Origin of the sequence: Xanthomonas sp. NCPPB 3761 (genome assembly GCF_041475705.2) — a bacterium.
GTDB classification, from domain to species: domain Bacteria; phylum Pseudomonadota; class Gammaproteobacteria; order Xanthomonadales; family Xanthomonadaceae; genus Xanthomonas; species Xanthomonas phaseoli.
Map to the genome: position 1 here is coordinate 4,584,080 of NZ_CM191262.1, position 19,997 is coordinate 4,604,076.

General features: G+C 64.7%; 14 protein-coding genes and 2 pseudogenes. 10 read left to right on the top strand and 6 right to left on the bottom strand.

From position 1 onward, the window contains the following. Positions 1-165: 165 nt before the first annotated feature. The 5 genes from ACCQ00_RS19980 to ACCQ00_RS20000 all read left to right on the top strand — a co-directional run bounded on the left by ACCQ00_RS19980 (position 166) and on the right by ACCQ00_RS20000 (position 7,890). Positions 166-693, top strand: a complete 528-nt coding sequence (locus ACCQ00_RS19980; protein WP_039569553.1) for an RNA polymerase sigma factor — start codon at positions 166-168, stop codon at positions 691-693. 65 nt (positions 694-758) lie between these two features. After that, entirely contained in the window at positions 759-1,760 is a 1,002-nt protein-coding gene (locus tag ACCQ00_RS19985; RefSeq protein WP_231692846.1) for a FecR family protein, read from the top strand. A gap of 465 nt (positions 1,761-2,225) precedes the next feature. Next, positions 2,226-5,111 (top strand): TonB-dependent receptor, encoded by a 2,886-nt coding sequence (locus ACCQ00_RS19990; protein WP_039569541.1) that lies wholly within the window; start codon positions 2,226-2,228, stop codon positions 5,109-5,111. Between the two features lie 103 nt (positions 5,112-5,214). After that, positions 5,215-6,516, top strand: a complete 1,302-nt coding sequence (locus ACCQ00_RS19995) for a histidine-type phosphatase (RefSeq protein WP_039569560.1) — start codon at positions 5,215-5,217, stop codon at positions 6,514-6,516. 69 nt (positions 6,517-6,585) lie between these two features. Continuing rightward, positions 6,586-7,890, top strand: a complete 1,305-nt coding sequence (locus tag ACCQ00_RS20000; RefSeq protein WP_039569543.1) for a jacalin-like lectin — start codon at positions 6,586-6,588, stop codon at positions 7,888-7,890. Between the two features lie 396 nt (positions 7,891-8,286). Here the strand turns inward: ACCQ00_RS20000 and ACCQ00_RS20005 are convergent, their stop codons facing one another. Continuing rightward, complete coding sequence (locus tag ACCQ00_RS20005) at positions 8,287-8,862, bottom strand: TetR/AcrR family transcriptional regulator (RefSeq protein WP_201417378.1); 576 nt, start codon at positions 8,860-8,862, stop codon at positions 8,287-8,289. Between the two features lie 120 nt (positions 8,863-8,982). On the opposite strand from ACCQ00_RS20005, the gene ACCQ00_RS20010 reads away from it, so the two are divergent. Next, positions 8,983-10,389, top strand: a complete 1,407-nt coding sequence (locus ACCQ00_RS20010; RefSeq protein ID WP_039569544.1) for an amidase — start codon at positions 8,983-8,985, stop codon at positions 10,387-10,389. A 299-nt stretch (positions 10,390-10,688) separates the two neighbouring features. On the opposite strand, the gene ACCQ00_RS20015 is transcribed toward ACCQ00_RS20010, so the two are convergent. The 3 genes from ACCQ00_RS20015 to ACCQ00_RS20025 are packed head-to-tail and all read right to left on the bottom strand — an operon-like array spanning position 10,689 to position 12,582. Continuing rightward, positions 10,689-11,423, bottom strand: coding sequence for a hypothetical protein (locus ACCQ00_RS20015; RefSeq protein WP_039569563.1), 735 nt, complete (start codon positions 11,421-11,423; stop codon positions 10,689-10,691). A gap of 58 nt (positions 11,424-11,481) precedes the next feature. Continuing rightward, a complete protein-coding gene (locus ACCQ00_RS20020; protein WP_039569546.1) occupies positions 11,482-12,141 on the bottom strand; it encodes a CPBP family intramembrane glutamic endopeptidase in 660 nt (219 codons plus the stop codon). Between the two features lie 33 nt (positions 12,142-12,174). Continuing rightward, positions 12,175-12,582: a DUF4124 domain-containing protein gene (locus tag ACCQ00_RS20025; protein WP_308450149.1), complete on the bottom strand. Its 408-nt coding sequence runs from the start codon at positions 12,580-12,582 to the stop codon at positions 12,175-12,177. Positions 12,583-13,315: 733 nt separating this feature from the next. On the opposite strand from ACCQ00_RS20025, the pseudogene ACCQ00_RS20030 reads away from it, so the two are divergent. The 4 genes and pseudogenes from ACCQ00_RS20030 to ACCQ00_RS20045 form a co-directional block, all read left to right on the top strand. Next, positions 13,316-14,017 (top strand): annotated as a pseudogene (locus ACCQ00_RS20030) (IS5-like element ISXfu1 family transposase); the annotation flags it as partial. Between the two features lie 70 nt (positions 14,018-14,087). Next, complete coding sequence (locus ACCQ00_RS20035; protein WP_011345585.1) at positions 14,088-15,314, top strand: IS256-like element ISXax1 family transposase; 1,227 nt, start codon at positions 14,088-14,090, stop codon at positions 15,312-15,314. Between the two features lie 37 nt (positions 15,315-15,351). Further along, positions 15,352-15,621: pseudogene (locus ACCQ00_RS20040) on the top strand (transposase); the annotation flags it as partial. Positions 15,622-15,669: 48 nt separating this feature from the next. Next, a protein-coding gene (locus ACCQ00_RS20045; RefSeq protein ID WP_087944778.1) for an IS3-like element ISXac2 family transposase occupies positions 15,670-16,757 on the top strand; the annotation gives its coding sequence in 2 pieces (ribosomal slippage) (positions 15,670-15,922 and positions 15,922-16,757; 1,089 coding nt in all). On the opposite strand, the gene ACCQ00_RS20050 is transcribed toward ACCQ00_RS20045, so the two are convergent. Further along, positions 16,754-17,074 (bottom strand): hypothetical protein, encoded by a 321-nt coding sequence (locus ACCQ00_RS20050; protein ID WP_039571676.1) that lies wholly within the window; start codon positions 17,072-17,074, stop codon positions 16,754-16,756. The two genes, ACCQ00_RS20045 and ACCQ00_RS20050, sit on opposite strands and share 4 nt — an antisense overlap. A gap of 50 nt (positions 17,075-17,124) precedes the next feature. Next, the gene (tssH, locus tag ACCQ00_RS20055; RefSeq protein WP_372354013.1) at positions 17,125-19,953 is read right to left on the bottom strand and encodes a type VI secretion system ATPase TssH; all 2,829 of its coding nucleotides are present in this window, start codon (positions 19,951-19,953) and stop codon (positions 17,125-17,127) included. Positions 19,954-19,997 lie beyond the last annotated feature (44 nt).

The following is a 19,997-nucleotide window of genomic DNA, read 5'->3' on the forward strand; positions in this document are numbered from 1 at the left end:
CAAAGCGCGACCTCCGGACGCCGCGGTATCGGGTAGCGGCGGCGTGGGCAAGCACAGGCCTGTGCCCGCCTGCGTGCCTGCCGCCAAGTCATGGGCAGCAACCGCGTCACCGCGACGTCATACGACGCCGCTAGCCTGCGCCCCTGCAATCGGCCGGAGGTTGGGGTGTCGGCACATCCAAAGCGCGCCTGGGCACGTCTGTTCACCGAGCATGGCCCGGTGCTGCGCGGATTCTTCGTGCGCCGCGGAGCAAACGAGGACGCCGAAGACCTGGTCCAGGAAACCTATCTGCGCCTGCTGCGTGCACATCAGCAGCCGGGCCAGACCATCGCCAACCCGGAAGCGTATCTCTATACCGTGGCGGTCAATCTGGCGCGCGAGCAGGCGGCGCGGCGCAAGCAGGCGCCGCTGCGTATCGAGGACATGGAACAGTTCGCGCAACGGCTGGTGGCCGTTGACGATGTCGAAGACAGCGCCCAGCGGCAACAGCGCCAGCAACGCCTGCAGACCGTCCTGGCCGGGCTGCCCGAGCGCGTGCGTGCAGTGCTGGTGATGCAGTACCGCGACGGCCTGAGCTACAGACAGATCGCCGAACGCCTGGGTGTGTCCTCGCATATGGTCAAGAAATACGTGGTGCGCGGCCTGTCGGCCTGTCGATCGGCGCTGGCCGACGAGGGAGCGCAGTGGTGGTGAGCGTCGCGTCGCAGGCGGCGCGCCGCCTGACCGAGGAAGCGGCACACTGGCATGCGCTGCAGCGCATGCAGCCGCTGGATGCCGACCAGCAGGCGCGTTTCATGGAGTGGCTGACCGCCTCGCCGGCGCATGTGCGCGAATACCTGGCGGTGACGCGGGTGGCCGGTGCGCTCGGCGAGGCGTTGGATGCGATGGCGCTGGATGTCGAGGCGCTGCTGCAGGCCGAGCGCCAACGCGATACCGGGCCGGCGCGCAACGTGGTGGCGCTACCATTGCCGCCGCGGCGTCCCGTCGCCGCAGGGGGAACCGCGCGATCGCGGTCGGCGGCACGCCGGTCGCACTGGCATGTCGGTCTGGCCGCCATGCTCGGTCTGCTGACGGTGCTCGGCGGCTGGGCCTGGCCGCGCACCACGACCTATGCGACGGCACATGGCGAACAACGCCGCGTGCAACTGGCCGACCGCAGCGTGGTGTTCCTCAATGCAGACACGCGCATCCAGGCCACCATAACGCCGTGGTCGCGCCACCTGCAGTTGCTGCAGGGCCAGGCGAGCTTCGATGTCGCCCCGGATCGGCGTCCGTTGCAGGTCCGGGCGCTGGACCTGCGCGTGGAAGACATCGGCACCGCGTTCGACATTGCGCTGCATGGGCAGCAGGCACGCATCGACGTGTCTGCCGGTCGCGTGCATGTCTGGCGCGCCGACCGCCCGGCGCAGCCGATGCTGGCCAACCTGGGTGCAGGACAAAGCGCGCGCATCGATGGCGCCGGCCAGGTCCAATTGAGCAATGAAGATGTCGCCATCATGCATGCGTGGCAGCAGCAACGCATCGTCTTCCGCGACGAGCCGTTGCGCAACGTGGCCGAAGACTTCAATCGCCTCAACCGCATCCAGCTGCATATCGACGATCCGCGCGCCGGCGCGATGCGCCTGACCGGCAATCTGCGGAGCGACGATCTCGCCGGCCTGCACGCGTTTCTCGCACGGCAGCCCGGCCTGCGGCTCGAACAGCAAGCCAGTGCGCTGCACATCGTCAGCCGTGCACCACCGGCGACCGCCAACCGGTAAGGTCCGCCGCCAAGGCGACCGACACGCTGGCGCTCACGTGCGTGCAGAAGTCAGCACTGCAGGCACCGCCGCATTGCCCGGCGTGTGCCTGCCGTGGGTCGGCACGCCGCGGCGTCGCACTTTCATGCCTGTTCCCATCGCAGATTCGCGCTCACGCATCTGCGCACCGAACCGCTGGCACCCGGAGTGACGCAATGCGATCTAGGCGTGCGCATCGCGCTGCATGGCGCCGCGCAACGCAACGATCGACGCAATCGGCGATCGAACCGCCAAGCTGCTTTTCGCCGGGCAACACGGGCCTGCATGCCCTCCACGGCACGCGCACGCCTGCGCCCCTGCACGTGTCACAGAAAATTCATGGAAACACGGTGCCCGACTCGGCTTGTCGCGCCTCGTAGATGGGGTAGTCGCCGCATCGCCCCACGCGCATGTGCGACGCCCCTCTCCCTCTACCTGGGAGTGACGATGCGCCGCTGCCTGTTCCTGTCCGTTGCCCTTGCCCTGCATGCCGGTGCTGCCGGCGCCCAGACGCCACCCGTCGCGGTCACTGCCATTCCCGCACAACCGCTGGCACGCGCGCTCAATACGCTGTCGCGCCAGACCGGTCTGCAATTCGTCTACGCGGCCAGCGTCGGCGCCGAGCGTCAGAGCCGTGGCACCACCGACGGCGCAGCACCCGAGCAGGCATTGCAACAACTGCTCGATGGCACCGGCCTGCGCTACCGCTATCTCACGCCCACCACGGTGACCATCGAACCGGACACCGCCACCAGCCAGGCGCCGGCTGCAACGGTGCCGGCTGCGCCAAGCAGCACGCCGATCGCCGCCGGTGCGCCGGTGCGCGAACTGGATAGCATCCAGGTGCTGGGCAGCTATGCCGGTAGCCTCAGCGCCGCGCTGCGCGAGAAGCGCTATGCCGACAGCGTGGTCGACGTGATCGCCGCCGAAGACATCGGCAAGCTGCCGGCGCAGAACGTGGCCGAAGCCTTGCAGCGCGTGCCGGGCGTGTCGATCGTGCGCGACCGCGGCGAAGGCGTGTATGTGCGCGTACGCGGCCTGGGTCCGAATTTTCAGGTGACCACGCTCAACGGCCAGACCATGGCGGTCAACGAGAACGTGCGCACCTCCGGCCAGACCGGTCGCCAGTTTCGCTACGACACCTTGCCGGCGGAACTGGTCTCCGGCCTGGACGTGATCAAGAGTCCCACCGCCGATCTGGACGAAGGCGCCATCGGCGGCATCGTCAACGTGCGCACCTTCCGCCCGCTGGAATTGGGCAAGACCTTGCTCAACACCTCGCTGGAGTCCAGCCAGGCGCAACGCACGCATGCCAACGACCCGCGCGTGTCCGGCCTGTTCAACTGGGTCAATGCCGATGGCACCTTCGGCATGCTGGTGTCCGGCGCCTACGCACAGCGCAGCCTGCGCCAGGACCGCGTCAACGAAGTGAGTTGGGATTATTACCCCAACGGCGTGCCTGGTGCGCCGGGTGCGTCCTACCTGCCCACCGGGCTGCGCCCGACGCTGGAACTGGAACAGCGCGAGCGCACCGGCGTGGCCGCCTCGCTGCAATGGCGCCCCAGTGCCGCCTGGGAAACCAATCTGGACCTGCTGTATGCCAAGCAGACAGTGCACTACGACGAATACAGCCTGGGCGTGGGCTTCGACGGCGTGTCCAAGATGAGCAACCTGAGCGTGGACCACGGCGGGGTGACCGGTTTCGACTATCGCAATGGCCAGGTGCAGGTCTCGCGCGAAACCTCCGGCATCACCGACGACAACCGCAGCGCACGCCTGTCCAGCACCTGGAACGGCGATCTGTGGACGCTCGGTGCAGTGGCATTCCATTCGCAGGCGCATAGCTACGACTCCGACCCGATCCGCCGCACGCGCCTGCGCAGCGCCAGCAACCTGTCGATGCGCGTGGAGATGCCGCAGGCCGACGACGACAACGTGCCGAACTGGAGCTTCACCAATGGTTTCGATCCGACCAACCCGGCCAGCGTCAGCGGACGCCGGCTGGAATGGCGGCAGATCGATGCGCGCGACAAGGAAGACGCGCTGCAGCTGGACGCCAAGCGCACGCTCGGCGATGGCTGGCTGCGCGACATCAAGTTCGGCGCCAAGTACCGCGAGCGCTCGCGCACCTATGATCGTGCCGACCTGCTGCTCAACCGCATCGCCGGTGTGCGCTTTCCGGGCAGCTATTTCACCGCGCTGCCGGTGAGCGACATGCTGGTCGACGGCAAGGGCACGCTGCCACGGCAGTGGCTGGCACCGATCGAAGCGCCGTTCTGGAACGACTGGCCCACAGCCGCCGACCTGAGCGGCACGCCCAACAGCGCCGACCTGCAGAATTCCTACGAGGTGCGCGAGAGGATCGGCTCGGCGTATGCGATGACCGACGTCGGCGGCACCCTGGCCGGGCGCGATGTACGCGGCAATCTCGGCGTGCGCTTGGTGCGTACCGAGCAGACCACCGACGGCCATGCCGACCTCGACGGCGCCGCCCAGCCGGTGCATTTCGCGCGCAGCTACACCAACGCGTTGCCCTCGCTCAACGCCGCCTGGGACGTGCGCGATGACATGGTGCTGCGGACCTCCGCGGCCAAGGTGATCACCCGCCCGGATCTCACCGACCTGTCGTCCAAGCTGACCTTCAATTCCAGTGGCGAAGTGCTGACCGCCAGCGGTGGCAATCCGGCGCTGCGTCCGTTCGAAGCCTGGCAGTACGACCTGACCTTCGAGTGGTACATCGACGGCACCTCCGCGCTGACTGGCGGTGTGTTCTACAAGGACATCTCCAGTTTCATCCAGACCCAGCTGTCGTATCTGGATTACCAGGGCCAGACCTACCTGCTTTCGTCCAAGACCAACGGCAGCCAGGCCAGCGTCAAGGGCGTGGAGCTGGCCTACCAACAGGTGTTCACCGGCCTGCCGGCGCCGCTGGACGGTTTGGGCATGCAGCTCAACTACACCTTTACCGACAGCCAGGCGACCTACCGCGACGGCACGCGCCGCTTCACCGACAGCCTGGAAGGCGTGGCCAGGAACACCTACAACGCCGTGCTGTTCTACGAGAAGGGCCCGCTGATGGCGCGCGCCAGCTACAGCTGGAGCGACAACATCGTCAACGCGGTGGGCACCGCCAACGTGGCCACGCTCAACAGCGATGCCTTCGGCAGCCTGGATGCCAATGTCGCCTGGAAGGTCAACGACACCCTGTCGGTGTTCGTCAACGCCATCAATCTCACCGGCCAGGTGCAGCGGCAGTACGTCGGCGACCACCTGTTCGGCGGCTACACCAACTACGGCCGGACCTGGTCGCTGGGTCTGCGCGCGCGCTTCTGAGCGCGTTTGCATGCGCAGCCGGCGGTCGTCGCGCTCGCGCACGGCCGCCACCGCACTGCGCCGATTGTTTCGCCTCTCCGCTTCACTCGTCATGGATCTGCCGATGCTTCTGCGTTTTTGCCGCCGCGCTACCGCCCTGCTCGGGCTCGCGCTCGTGCCGCTCACCCCTGCCCACGCCACCGATGCGACGCCGGACACCCTGGAAAAAGTGGTGATCCTCAAACGCCACGGCGTGCGTGCGGCGATGTCCAGCCCCGAACGGCTGGGTCGCTATTCGTTGCACGCATGGCCGCATTTCGGCGTGCCGGCCGGTCACCTCACCGCCAACGGCGCGCAGCTGGAACGCCTGTTCGGCGACTACTACCGCGCGCGCTACACCGCGCTCGGTCTGTTGAACGGCGATGGCTGCAACCAGGCCTATTACTGGGCCAACCGCACCCAGCGCACCATTGCCTCGGCGCAGGCGCTGGCCAGCACACTGACGCCCGGCTGCGCCGACCCCGTGCATCACGTGCCGACCGGCAGTTCCGATGTGTTGTTCGATGGCACCGCTGCGCTGCGTCAGCCCCAGGCGCGTGCGCGCATGCAGGCGGCCATTGCCGGCCGCATCGGTGGCGATGCGCGGGCCTGGAACGCGACCCAGAGCGATGCGCTCGACACGCTCGAACACCTGCTGCTGCAATGTGCGCAACGGCCGTGCCCCGCGCAGGCCGCGCCCGGCAAGCTACGCCTGACCACGGTGCCGGCCGGGCTGGACGATGCCGGGCCGTCGATTCCCGGTATCGATGGTCCGGCCGCAGCCGCTTCAGGCATCACCGAAAGCCTGCTGATGGGCTGGGCCGATGGGCAGGACTTCGCTGCACTCGGCTGGCAAGGCCTGGACGAAGCCACGCTGCTGCGCGTGTTCGCCCCGCACCAGGCCGAATTCGCCCTGCGCCTGCGCACGCCCACCGTCGCTCGCCTGGCCAGCACGCCGCTGGCCGCACGCCTGCTGGTGACGCTGCAGCAAGGTCGCGATGCCGCCTCTTCTGCCGACGCCATCGGCGGCGATGCGCGCCTGGTGGTGGTGTCCGGCCACGACGGCACGCTGACCCTGCTGGCTGGCATGTTCGATCTGCATTGGCAATTGCCAGGCTACCAGGCGGACCAGACGGTGCCCGGCGGCGCACTGGTGTTCGAGCGCTGGCGACGTGCCGACGGCCAGCGCGTCATCCGCCTGCGCTACACCGCGCAGAGCCTGACGCAGCTGCGCGGACAACAGCCACTGATGCTGCAGGCACCGCCGCCGAGCGCGGCCATCTTCATTCCCGGCTGCAGCACCGCCACGCCGGCCTACGACTGCCCTCTGCCGCAGTTCGCCCACCTCGTCCAGGCCGCCCTCGATCCGCTCGCCATGGACCACTGATCCCCTACGCGGCGCGCTGGGCCCAACGCGTCGCGTCCATCCGCTGTTCCCCAACCGCACGAGGTCACCATGCTCCAGCATCTTCGTTCTCTGCTCAGTGTCGAAATCGGCTTGACCCTGGCCTGCGCCGGCGTCGCCCACGCGCAATCCAGCGTCGGCGTCCTCGACGTGCTCACCTATAACGTCGCCGGCCTGCCGGAGGGCATCTCCAGCAGCAACCCCGCCACCAATACGCCGCTGCTGGCACCGAAACTGGCGCCGTATGGGCTGGTTCACGTGCAGGAAGACTTCAACTACCACGCTGCGCTCTACGCCGGCGACAACCACCCGTACCGCACACCCACCAGCGGCGGTGCCGCCATCGGCGACGGTCTCAACACGCTGAGCAACTATCCCTTCAACGACTTCACCCGGGTCAAGTGGGACAAGTGCAACGGCACCGACTGCCTCACGCCGAAGGGCTTCAGCTACATGCAGGTGCGGCTGGACAACGGGGTGCTGCTGGACGTCTACAACGCCCACCCCAATGCCGGTACCGAAACCGCCGACCTGGCCGCCCGCCGCGCCAACATCAGCCAGTTGTCGCAATTCATCGGCACCTGGTCGGCCGGCAACGCGGTGCTGGTGATGATGGACTCCAACGCCCGCTACACCCGCAGCGAAGACAACATCCGCGAGCTCATCGCCAGCAACAACCTGATCGATCCGTGGGTGGAACTGATCAAGGGTAACGCCCCGGCCGCCGGCGCGGCGCCGCTGCTGTGCGGCACCCCGCCGACCAATCCCTGCGAGGTGGTCGACAAGATCCTGTACCGCGCCGCCCCGCAGCTGACGCTGGCCGCCAACCGCTACCAGCTCGATCCAGGCAACTTCTACGACAGCGCCGGCAAGCCGCTGTCGGACCACTATCCGCTGTATGCGCAATTCGGTTGGGCGGTGGGCACCGACGTGCGCACCAGCGACAGTTTCGGCGGACCGCATGGCGTGCCGTTCAACGACGTGGCCGGCGGCGCCCACCAGCGCCAACTGCGCAGCGTCACCCTGCGCGGTGACGCGCGTCTGGATGCGGTGGCCGCCAGCCTGGACAACGGCACCACCCTGGCCCACGGCGGCAGCGGCGGAACCGCCACCACCCTGGCCTTGGCGACCGGCGAACAACTGACCTCGGCGACCCTCACGGTCGGCCAGTACAACGGCCGCACCCGGCTGTTCTCGCTGAGCCTGACCACCAACCAGGGCCGCAGCATCGCCGCCGGCACCCCGACCAGCGAGCGCTACACCCTCACCGCCCCCACCGGCTGGCATATCGCCGGCTTCACCGGCCGCGCCGGCGACGCCATCGACAAGCTTGGGGTGATTTACCGGAAGAATTGACAGGGCGCTTGCGCTCTTGCGGACCCAGCGGACAGCACGGCATGCAAGACGCCGTGCTGTCCTTGCCGCGTCGGGCAGGCCGTCTCCACCAAGAGGCTGTGCTCGGTGATGGTCGCCGGGATCTAAGCGCTGCACCGGGTGCCGGATCGCCGCATGGCAAGCCCGCATCGGCCACCACGCGAGGATGACCCGGTGATCGCTTGCTCATGCTTTCGCGTACAGCCCAGCTGCTTGGCTCAGATCAACGCGATCCTCAGCCAAAAGGTGCCGACTCGGCCGCGCTGGCCGCCAGTTGCTTCATCCAACCGATGTCCATCCATCACGCCGGGCGTCCCTTGCTCAGAGGCGCCTGCAGGCCGAGGCGACACCAGATGACCTACGGCGACGGGGCCACGCTCATTTCGGCAACAGCCCACTTGCTTGGTAACTTTCGATCAACGCATCGAAGAGCTTGATGTCGGATCGACCGCGGGCCATCAACTGCGCACCGCCGATTGCGGCAAAGATGGCGCGAGCGCGCTTCTTGGCGTCCTTGGTACCCACAACCTCTGCCGCAACCAGCATCCTGGAAAGCCATGCGATGTTCACCTCGGCAAAGGCTTGAACCTCGTCTTTCACTATGTCCGGAAGGTCGTCGTACTCGGCAGCCATGAAGCTGCACAGGCAGATGCGATTTCCGTTTTCCAGCGAGCGACGGAAGGTCTCCGGATAGCGGCGCAACGCCTTCATCGGCTCTTTCGTTTCCGCTGACAAGGCGTCCAATGTGGCGGCCGAATCTTCCCAATAGCGTTTGGCGACGGCGGCGGCGAGGTCCGCCTTGCTCGGGAAGTGGTGATAGAGGCTGGCCGCCTTGATGCCCACATCGTCCGCAAGGCTGCGCACGTTCAAACCGCTGTAGCCATGCGCCTGCGCGATCCTGGTCGCCGCCATCAGGATCTTGTCGCTGGAATTCGTACTTTCCTGCTTCTTCACACGTCCGCCCTCGACAGGTGTTGACAGCGGGCAGTATAGCGCGCATCGCCTACCTAACAAACGTTAGGTAGGCGATGCCGGGCCTCGTTTGCCATCCAACTTCCCTTTGAGAGACACCCCATGAGCAGCGAACTTTTTTATCAAGACGCCACCAAGCTGGCAGAACTGATCCGCACCAAGGAGATCTCCCCGGTCGAGGTCGTGCAAGCGCACTTGGACCGCATTGAAGCGGTGAACCCCCAGATCAATGCCATCGTCAGTCTGGCCGATGGCGCGCTCAGCGCAGCCAAGGCAGCCGAGGCCGCGGTGCTTGCAGGCGATGCGCTCGGCCCGCTGCATGGCGTGCCCTTTACGGTGAAGGACTCCATCGACACCGCCGGTGTGCTCACACAACGCGGATCGCCGATTTTCAAGGGGCGCCGTCCAGACACCGATGCAACCAGCGTGGCACGCATGAAGAAGGCAGGCGGCATCCTGCTGGCAAAGACCAACCTGCCGGAGTTCTCGTACTGGATCGAAAGCGACAATCTGCTCACCGGCCCGACCAGCAATCCATGGGATGTCAGCCGTACCTCGGGTGGATCGAGTGGCGGTGAATCGGCGGCCATCGCCGCCGGCATGTCGCCGATCGGCCTCGGCACCGATCTGGCCATCTCGGTGCGTGGCCCGGCAGCGCAGACCGGCATTACCTCGATCAAGGCGACTCACGGCCGCATTCCGATGACCGGCATTTGGCCGCGTGCGCCTCGCCGCTTCTGGCATGTCGGGCCGATGGCCCGCTCGGTCCGCGACATCGCGCTCGCCTTCGCACAGCTTGCCGGTCCCGATGGCAAGGACGCGTTTTCCAGCAGTGCCGTGCCGTTCGACGCCGGCATCGGCCGCCAACCCTACCGACCGCTGCGGGTGGGCTGGATGATCGGCCCCGGCTACGGCCCGGTCGACCCGGAAGTGCAAGCGACCGTGCGCGCGGCGGCCGATGCGCTGAAGGACATCGGCATCTTTGTCGAAGAGGTGCGCATCCCGGCGCTGGAACGCGATTTCGCACTCGATGTCTTCAACAAGTTGCACGTCATGGAGATGAAGCCGGCGTTTGCCGAGGCAGTTGCAGGCCATGAAGATCTGATGTTCAAGATGTCCAAGACGATGCTGTCGATCGCCGACACCTCGCTCACCGACTACATCGCCGCAGAGCAGGCGGCCGAGCGCATCCGCGACGGCTATGCCGACTACTTCAGCCGCTACGACGCCCTCATCACCCACGTTCTGCCGATCCCCGCCCACAAGCACGGCGTCGCGGAATTCACCATCGACGGCCAGACCGTAGACGCCACCTATCTTCAGGGCGCAACGGTGCCGCTCAACGTCGCCGGCCTGCCTGGCGTGGCGATGCGATTCGGCACAAGCAAGGAAGGCCTGCCCATCAACGTACAGATCGTCGGCAAGTGGCAGGCGGAATCCACCATCCTGCATATCGCCGCGCTGCTGGAAAGCGTCAGCCCGGTCCGCGACCTGCACCCGTCGCTGTGAGTGCAACAGCGCTCGGGAGCCGGCAACTCCCGAGCGCCATTCCATCGATTCCCAGAAAGACGACGCGGTCAGAGTTCATCCTGCTGTAAATCATTTGACCCTGGTGTTTGGAGATCACGCTAACGATTTTTCTGCGTCGGCATCCGTCGCGCGGTCGCCTGCGGTAACGCGGCTTTAATCACTTGGGAACGCAATGACGGCCAGCATTCTAGCATCATCTCGGTCACGCACAAACGCCCATCGGCATGCCGCCGCACCCAGGCGGCTGCTTACGCTTATCAACGCAAGCCATCTCCCATTCAACGCTTGGCCGCCTCGCAGAGCTTGCGATTGAACCAGGTGGACCTGGCGATGGGCAGGTACGCATCCCAGTCGCTGGGCGGCAGCATCGTGCTGTTCTTGTCCAGCTCCGCTTGGAACGAGGCCTCGTCGCGGCTGCGACCGGCCATGGTCTGATCAAGCGCCGCCAGGCACTCTTGCGGGCGATTCAGGCGCAGCAGGGTGAGCGCGCGGTCGTTGGCGAAACGGTCGCGATCGAGCCAGTTCAGGAACTCGCCGCACTCGCTCGCGAACGCCTGCATACCGGCGAGCGCTTCGGTATAGCGCTTGCCGCGATAATCGCGTAGATACGCTTCACGTCGTCGGCTGCTAGCGGCGGAGGTGCAGCCGGCCGGCAACTGAAGATAGTCGCCTTCGAAGCTCGCGCGCATGCCGCAGTAATCGCGGCAGCTGTCCTGCGTCAGTGCGGCAATGCTGAAGCCACCTGCCACCGGCTTGAACGACAGCCTGCACGGCGCGTCGCTGGCATCGCTCACTTCGGCCTTTTCGCCCTGCAGCGTGCCCTCCAGCGAACACGTGTGGCCGTTGGCGCCCACCGCGAGAATCTCGAAGTGGCGCGCCCCACCCTTGTCGCTGACCTGCAGGCTGCCCCAACCTTGCTTGGTGCCGTATTCCCCGGGCGTTGGACCGACCGCCATCGCGCCGAAGGCCACCAGCCACACCAGTATCCCGCACCATCCATATCGCCGTGCCATTGCCTCGTCCTGTTCGACCAAGCGGCAAGTGTGCGGCATGGCGGCGACGCCAGGCCAGTCAGGTGTAGACCATCAACCCCAGCAGATCCAGCGCGCCATGCGCCAGGATCGCCGGCCACAGTCGCCCGCGTCGGGCCACCCACCACCCCAGGATCAGCCCGAGCATCAAGATGCTGATGGCGCCAATCGGACCCTGATACAGGTGATACGAGGTGCGGATCGCCACGCTCACATTCACCGCGAACGCCGGCCCATGCCGCGGCTCCAGGGCGCGGATGACGTAACCGCACACGAACACTTCTTCGAAGATCGGATTGATCAGCGAGATCGCCAGCACAGCCGTGATCGATAGCCGCCCGACGACCATTGCATCGAATGGATTGGTGTTACTCCCCAAGCTCCAGCTCACCAGCGTCAGTGGATAGGTGACCAACAGGCACACCGCCAGCAAGCCGAGCCCCGCCGCCAAGTCGCGCCGCTGCCACTGCAGCCCCAATGACTGCGGCCTCCATCCGCGGAACCACAGCACAGGCAACAAGATCGACAGAACGAGCAGTTCGTAGAACACCATGCCCCACAGGCTCGCGTCGGAGAAGACCGGCTCTACAGCATCGCGCGCGACTGCCGAAACGCTGGACCAGATCGACAGCCCGAACGCAATCGTCACCACGAGCAGCAATTCGCCCCATCTCGCAGACGCTCCTTCACGCTCTTGCATCGATCGTCCTTGGCATGCCTTGATTACAGACACTCAGCTTGGAACGCCCTGTCTAGCGGCAGGCCTGCACGACCGCTCGCTCGACAGCCTGCATGAAATCCGGATCGCCACGCATCGTAGTATCGGCGCGTGCGCTGTCGCGCACATGGTAGCGCGCGTACACGCCTCTGGGCTCGGCTGGCGCTCATAACTGATCAGGCGTAAGCCCAGGTTTGATTCCTGGCTTTTGCCGGACGCCGCTTGCGTACCTGCCTGCGCAGCTGTTGCCGTTGCCGTCGAAGCCGGCGCGGCTTGCTTGGTCCAACGCTTCTGCTCGGCGCCGTCGGCGCACGGCGTGGACTGGTAAACCGTCCCCAGCTTTGCATCGCTGCACTTGTAGGCCGACTGCGCCGCTGCCGGCAATGCCAGCATGTACATCAATATCGCAAAACTTCTTTTCATTATCCCCTCCTAAACGGCATAGCTTACCGATAGCGGGGAGCAAAGCGTTGTCTCTTGGAGCACGCGTTCTGTTCTTCGGTGGCGAAGATGGGTAAAGCGCGCCTGGCGGCCTGTTACCGACCCGCTTGGACCACCACAAAACCGGCACATTGCCGATGGCAGTGCCGAGCGGACGCACAGTGCTCGCTGACCAATGTCGCATGCACTCTTTTTTTTTGCGCCGGAGACAACTCCATCCGGCGATGGGAGCAAAAAGAATTGCAGCTACCGCCGACGCGCAAGCACAGCGGCCTTCGACGCATATTTTTTGCGGACATTGAGCGGCTCGTCGGCACCGCAAGTCGCTGTTGTCGATCGATAAGTTAACTCGATCCCGTTACCCGGTAGCCAGCACGTGGTCCGCTTACGCATATGGACTGCAGCGTTCGGCTATGCAGGATCAGCGCACTGGGCCGCCCCTACTTATCTTGCGCCGACTGCAAGATCGAAAGCAAATCGTTGCCTTTGAATTCAAAGTAGCCAGCCTGCAACCATCGTTGGGTTTGCTGGTAGACCGCCTCACGCAGCGGAAACTCGTGGGTAATCAAGCGCTATAGTGCCCCGGCTCACGCCATCCAACGCAATGCGTTGAGCATCAAGCGCAGGGCATAATTGCACTGCCGCGCCTAAGGAAACTCTGAACAATCCGTCCTGATCTGCCACAATCGATCATCGACCCGAGTAGACGATTTCGATGCAGCTGACCTTCGGCGACGCGGAGTACGACGGCAAGCGCAAGCGGACGCGGCGTGAGGTGTTTTTGGCCGAGATGGAGCAGGTCGTGCCGTGGAAGGAGCTGCTGGGGCTGATCGAGCCGCACTATCCGAAGTCGGGGCAACCGGGACGACAGCCGTATCGGCTGGAGACGATGCTGCGCATCCACTTTTTGCAGCAGTGGTATGCATTGAGCGATCCATCGGCGGAAGAAGCCTTGTACGACACGGTGTCGATGCGCCGTTTCGCCAAGATCGGCGGGCTGGATGAGGTGCCGGACGAGACGACGATTCTCAACTTTCGCCATCTGCTGGAGCAGCACGATTTGGCGCGCAAGCTGTTCAATCGGGTGAACGCGCATCTGTCGCGCAAGGGTCAGAGCCTGCGCGGCGGGACGATTGTGGATGCCACGATTATCTCTGCGCCCAGTTCGACCAAGAACAAGGACGGTGAGCGCGATCCGGAGATGCGCCAGACCAAGAAGGGCAACCAATACTTCTTCGGGATGAAGGCGCACATTGGAGTGGATGATGAATCCGGCCTAGTGCACCACGTGGAATGCACGGCAGCCAACGTGGCGGACATCACGCAAGCGCACAAGCTGCTGCATGGCAAGGAAGACACGGTGTGTGGGGACAGCGGCTACACCGGGCTTGAGAAGCGCGATGAGATCAAGGGCAAGCGCAGGGCGTGTCCTAGATTTTGTGTAACCGGGCCACAGGCAGGAGACTGCCACCTAACCCGGAGACACCATGAGCCCACGCACACATGAGGTACCCGACGAGCTGCTTAGCAGCCTGTTGGTCAACTACACCAAACCCGAGGATCTGATCGGCGAGAACGGCCTGCTCAAGCAGCTGACCAAGCGGTTGGTGGAGCGGGCGCTGGACGCGGAGATGACCGAACACCTCGGTCATGACAAGCATGAGCCGGTCGCCAACGCGGCCGGCAACACGCGCAACGGACGCAGCCGCAAGACGCTCAAGGGCGAGTTCGGCGAGCTGCCGATCGAGATTCCGCGTGATCGCCACGGCAGCTTCGCGCCACAGCTGATCCCCAAGCACCAGACCCGCTGGGCCGGCTTCGATGACAAGATCTTGTCGTTGTACGCGCGCGGCATGACCGTGCGCGAGATCCAGTCGCACCTGGAGGAGATGTACGGCACCGAGGTGTCGCCGAGTCTGATTTCCTCAGTCACCGATGCGGTCGTCGAGGAGGTCAAGGCGTGGCAGGCGCGGCCACTGGATCCGGTCTATCCGATCGTCTATCTGGACTGCATCCACGTCAAAGTGCGCGAGGGCGCGGTGCGGGTCAAGGCGGTGTACCTGGCCATCGGCATCACCATGGGCGGCGAGAAGGAAGTGCTGGGCCTATGGCTGGCGCAGGCCGAGGGTGCCAAGTTTTGGCTGCAAGTCGTGACGGAGCTACGCAACCGCGGGGTGCAGGACATCTTCATTGCCTGCGTCGATGGCCTGAAGGGGTTTCCCGAGGCGATCGAGGCGGTGTTCCCGCAGACCACCGTGCAGCTGTGCATCGTGCACATGGTGCGGCACAGCCTGAACTACGTCTCGTGGAAACGCCGCGCCGAGGTTGCCGCCGATCTCAAGCGCATTTACGCCTGCGCCACCGTCGAGGAGGCCGAGCAGGCACTGACCGAGTTCGAGGCCAAGTGGGACGCCCAGTACCCGCCCATCAGCCAGTCATGGCGGCGCAATTGGTCACGACTGATCCCGTTCTTCGACTACCCACCGGAGATCCGCAAGGTGATCTATACGACCAACGCCATCGAGTCGGTCAACATGAGCCTGCGCAAGCTGACCAAGAACCGCGGCGCGTTCCCCAGCGACGAAGCCTTGATGAAACTGTTCTACCTGGCTCTGCGCAACATCACCAAGAAATGGACGCTGCCGATCCGCGACTGGAAGGCTGCGCTGAACCGCTTTACGATCCAGTTCGAGGGGCGACTTCCTCAGCGGTAACCCAAACCACGGTTACACAAAATTCTGCACACGCTCCAAGCGCAAGCTACGCTACCTGATCGCGGAGAAGCCCTCGAAGCTGAAGCAGATCAAGAACAAGCGCGAACTGAAGTTGGCCAAGCGCTGGGAGCACACCAAGGCCAGCCTGCGTGCGAAGGTGGAACATCCGTTTCGGGTGATCAAGCGCCAGTTTGGCTATGCCAAGGTGCGCTATCGCGGCCTGGTCAAAAACACCGCGCAGGTGCTGACGCTCTTTGCGCTGTCGAACCTGTGGCTGAAGCGGAAGGGTAATCCCCCCGCCCATTAGCAGACGCCAGAAGTGGAATTTTCTCGTATCCTTTCTCGAGGAGGTTCCATGAAGAAGTCCCGCTTTACCGACAGCCAGATCATCGCCGTGCTCAAGCAGGCCCAGGCCGGTGCGCCCGTGCCGGAGCTGTGCCGCGAGCACGGCATCAGCTCGGCCACGTTCTACAAGTGGCGCAGCAAGTTCGGCGGCATGGACGTGTCCATGGTCGCGCGCATGAAGGAGCTGGAGGAGGAGAACCGCCGGCTCAAGAAGATGTACGCCGAGGCGCAGCTCAGTACCGACCTGCTGAAGGAAGCGCTCGCAAAAAAATGGTGAGGCCATCTCAGCGACGCGAGATGGCCCAATCGGCAGTCACGAGCGGGCGTACGAACATCCGCCACGCCTGCCAGGCCTTCGCGGTGAGCGAGACCTGCTTCCGCTACCAGGCCAAGGCCAGCGAGCAGAACGCCCGGATCGCCGACTGGCTGGTCCGCCTGACGACCGCCCATCGCGACTGGGGCTTTGGCCTGTGCTACCTGTACCTGCGCAACGTGAAGGGCTTTGGCTGGAATCACAAGCGGGTCTACCGGATCTACCGCGAGCTGGAGTTGAACCTGCGGATCAAGCCGAGGAAGCGGCTGGTGCGTGAGCGGCCCGAGCCTCTGGCGGTGCCGGAGGCTATCAACCAGGTCTGGTCGATGGACTTCATGCACGACCAGTTGGCCGACGGCCGCAGCTTCCGGCTGTTCAATGTGCTCGACGACTTCAATCGCGAGGGGCTGGGGATCGAGGTGGATCTGTCGCTGCCGTCAGCCCGTGTGATCCGATCGCTGGAGCAGATCATCGAGTGGCGCGGCAAGCCCGCCGTGATCCGCTGCGACAACGGCCCTGAATACATCAGTGGCGCGTTGCTGTCCTGGGCGCAGCGGCATGGTATCCGGGTCGAGCACATCCAGCCGGGCAAGCCACAGCAGAACGCCTACGTTGAACGCTACAACCGCACCATCCGCTACGCCTGGCTCGCCCAAACCCTGTTCGACACCATCGACCAGGTGCAGGACAAAGCCACCCGCTGGCTATGGACGTACAACCACGAGCGTCCGAATATGGCGCTCGGCGGCATCACGCCTGCCATGAAGTTGGCGATGGCCGCTTAGCTCCACTTCTGGCGACCGCTAGAAGTGGGGGGATTACCGTTCTCGTCGCCTTGCTTGTATGCCTTCTTCATCGATTGGGCGAATTCCACGATGCGCTCGACATTGTTTCCGTCGGATTTCGTCGCGCCACATCTCTGCGTCAGCGATTTCTCTAGCGTGACGAACGCAGACATGCAAGTTGTTGGCCCGCCGCTGAGGAACTTGGCGATCGCCAGATAATCTACGAAATAGTCATCGTGAACTATGGAAGGCCAGTAGTCGTTGAACCGCTTTTCTCCTCTGTTCTTTCCGAGTATTAGGTCTTCTTCTTCGCTCATGAATTCCTCCGGTCTCGATTTAGTTGCCAGCCGTGCAGGTTGGCGCGCGATTAGTTCTTCGATGCACTGACCGCCTGGCAGTCAGCAGCTGAACTTCCCAGAGGCCTTGTCCAATCGGCGCGATATACGAAACCGAGCCCGTCCACGCAGATGTCGAATGAGGAGAATGTGTTTCCCTCGCGTATCTGCGTCAGGAAAACCCGACTGATCTCCGGCAACATCGAATTGGTCAAAATCGCATCGATCATCCGCCCGCCCGACTCGCTCTCCGTACACCTACTCACCACCAGCTCCACCACCGCCTCGTCGTACTCGAACGGAATCCTGTAGCGCTCTTCGATCCGCTGCTTGATGCGGTTCAACTGCAACCGCACGATCTGCCCGAGCATGGCGTTGCTCAGCGGGTAATACGGAATCGCCACCAACCGCCCAAGCAGCGCCGGCGGAAACACCTTCAACAACGGCTTGCGGATCGCCTTGGCCATGCCTTCCGGATCCGGCATCAGTTCCGGGTCCCTGCACAGGCTGGCGATGAGGTCGGTGCCGGCGTTGCTGGTGAGGATGATCAAGGTGTTGCGGAAGTCGATGCGGCGGCCTTCGCCGTCTTCCATCCAGCCCTTGTCGAAGACCTGGAAGAACAGTTCGTGCACGTCCGGGTGCGCCTTCTCCACTTCATCCAGCAGCACGACCGAGTACGGTTTGCGTCGCACCGCTTCGGTCAGCACACCGCCCTCGCCGTACCCCACATAGCCTGGCGGTGCGCCCTTGAGCGAGGAAACCGTGTGTGCCTCCTGGTACTCGCTCATATTGGTGGTGATCAGGTTCTGCTCGCCGCCGTACAAGGTTTCGGCCAGGGCGAGCGCGGTTTCGGTCTTGCCGACGCCGGAGGTGCCGGCGAGCAGGAACACGCCGATCGGTTTGTCCGGGTTGTCCAGGCCGGCGCGGCTGGTCTGGATGCGCTTGGCGATCATCTCCATGGCGTGGTCCTGGCCGATCACGCGCTTGGCCAGCAGTTCGGGCAGGCGTAGCACCGTGTCGATCTCGTTGCGCGCCATGCGCCCGACCGGGATGCCGGTCCAGTCGGCGACCACGGCGGCCACCGCCTGGTAGTCGACCGTGGGCAGGATCAAGGGCGATTCGCCCTGCAGCGCACCTAGTTCCGCTTGCACCAGCTGCAGGCGTGCGAGCAGCGTGTCGCGATCCACGCGTAGTGGCGCTTCGAGCACGGCAGTGTCGCCAGACGCTGCCTGTGCGACATCGGCATCTGCATCGGTGTAGGCCTCGGCCTCCGCTTCCAACGCACTACCCGTGCCTTCCACCGGCGCATTGCTGCTACGCAGTTGCGCGCGTAGCGCCAACAGCTCGTCCACCAACGCCTTTTCGGCACCCCACCGTTGCTCCAGATCACGCAGGCGGCCGTGCTCGCTTTCCAGCAGGTTGGCACATGCGGCAGCACGCTCCTCCACCACGATGCCGATCGCACGCTCGCGCTCGATGATGGCGTGCTCGGTGTCCAGCGCTTCGATCCGGCGGCGGCTATCGTCCACCTCGGCCGGCGTGGCGTGCAGGCTGACCGCAACGCGCGCGCAGGCGGTGTCGAGCAGGCTCACCGACTTGTCCGGCAGCTGACGCGCGGGGATATAGCGGTGGCTGAGCTTGACCGCCGCTTCCAGCGCTTCGTCGAGGATCTGCACCCGGTGATGCTGTTCCATCGTCGAAGCGACGCCGCGCATCATGCGCACCGCCTTAGCCTCGTCGGGCTCGTCGACCTGCACGGCCTGGAAGCGCCGCGTCAGCGCGGGATCCTTTTCGATGTATTTCTTGTATTCGGCGAATGTGGTCGCGCCCACGGTGCGCAGCGTGCCGCGTGCCAGTGCCGGCTTGAGCAGGTTGGCGGCATCGCCGGTGCCGGCCGCGCCGCCAGCGCCGACCAAGGTATGGGTTTCATCCACGAACAGGATGATCGGCTTGGGGCTGGCCTGCACTTCGTCGATGACCGCGCGCAGGCGCTGTTCGAACTCGCCCTTCATGCTGGCGCCGGCCTGCAACAGGCCCACATCGAGCGTGCGCAATTGCACGTCCTTCAACGCCGGCGGCACGTCGCCACGGGCGATGCGCTGGGCGAAGCCTTCCACCACCGCGGTCTTGCCGACGCCGGCCTCGCCGACCAGGATCGGGTTGTTCTGGCGGCGGCGCATCAGGATGTCGATCACCTGGCGAATCTCGTCGTCGCGGCCGATGATCGGATCAAGCTTGCCCTCGCGCGCCTGTGCGGTGAGGTCGGTGGTGAATTTCTTCAGCGCTTCCTGCTTGCCCATCGCAGCCGGGGCGATGGCACCGCTGGCCTCGCCCGGTGCAGCGGACTGACCAAGCGAAAATCCATCGCTGGGCAGCAGGCCCTCTTCCGGCGAGCCGGCGACGATCTGCGCGAAGTGCTCGTCCAATACCGCAGGCTTGAGCTTGTCGAACTCCTTGGAGATCGCCAGCAACGCGTTGCGCAAACCGCGTTCGCTGAGCATGCCGACCACCAGATAGCCGGTGCGCACCTGCGCTTCACCAAAACTCAGTGAGGCATACACCCAGCCGCGCTCGACCGCTTCTTCGACATTGGCCGACAGGTCGGTGACGGCGGTGGAGCCGCGCGGCAGACCATCCAGTGCGGCGGTGACATCGCGCGCCAGCGTGGAGGGGTTGAGCTGGAAATGCTTGATGATGCGGTGCAGGTCCGAGTCCTGCAGCTGCAGCAACTGATGCAGCCAGTGCACCAGCTCCACGTACGGGTTGCCGCGCAGCTTGCAGAAGACGGTGGCGCTTTCGATGCCGCGATAGGCGAGTGGATTGAGCTTGCCGAACAGGGCACTGCGGGAGATCTCGGCCATGATGCGTCCTTCGAAGTCGGTACGTTGCGTGTGAGCGAAAGGGA

Coding starts and splice junctions, on each gene's coding strand:
- ACCQ00_RS19985 (WP_231692846.1), top strand. CDS start 759: ATGCAGCCGCTGGATGCCGACCAGCAGGCGCGTTTCATGGAGTGGCTG.
- ACCQ00_RS19990 (WP_039569541.1), top strand. CDS start 2,226: ATGCGCCGCTGCCTGTTCCTGTCCGTTGCCCTTGCCCTGCATGCCGGT.
- ACCQ00_RS19995 (WP_039569560.1), top strand. CDS start 5,215: ATGCTTCTGCGTTTTTGCCGCCGCGCTACCGCCCTGCTCGGGCTCGCG.
- ACCQ00_RS20000 (WP_039569543.1), top strand. CDS start 6,586: ATGCTCCAGCATCTTCGTTCTCTGCTCAGTGTCGAAATCGGCTTGACC.
- ACCQ00_RS20010 (WP_039569544.1), top strand. CDS start 8,983: ATGAGCAGCGAACTTTTTTATCAAGACGCCACCAAGCTGGCAGAACTG.
- ACCQ00_RS20015 (WP_039569563.1), bottom strand. CDS start 11,423: ATGGCACGGCGATATGGATGGTGCGGGATACTGGTGTGGCTGGTGGCC.
- ACCQ00_RS20020 (WP_039569546.1), bottom strand. CDS start 12,141: ATGCAAGAGCGTGAAGGAGCGTCTGCGAGATGGGGCGAATTGCTGCTC.
- ACCQ00_RS20025 (WP_308450149.1), bottom strand. CDS start 12,582: ATGAAAAGAAGTTTTGCGATATTGATGTACATGCTGGCATTGCCGGCA.
- ACCQ00_RS20035 (WP_011345585.1), top strand. CDS start 14,088: ATGAGCCCACGCACACATGAGGTACCCGACGAGCTGCTTAGCAGCCTG.
- ACCQ00_RS20050 (WP_039571676.1), bottom strand. CDS start 17,074: ATGAGCGAAGAAGAAGACCTAATACTCGGAAAGAACAGAGGAGAAAAG.
- tssH (WP_372354013.1), bottom strand. CDS start 19,953: ATGGCCGAGATCTCCCGCAGTGCCCTGTTCGGCAAGCTCAATCCACTC.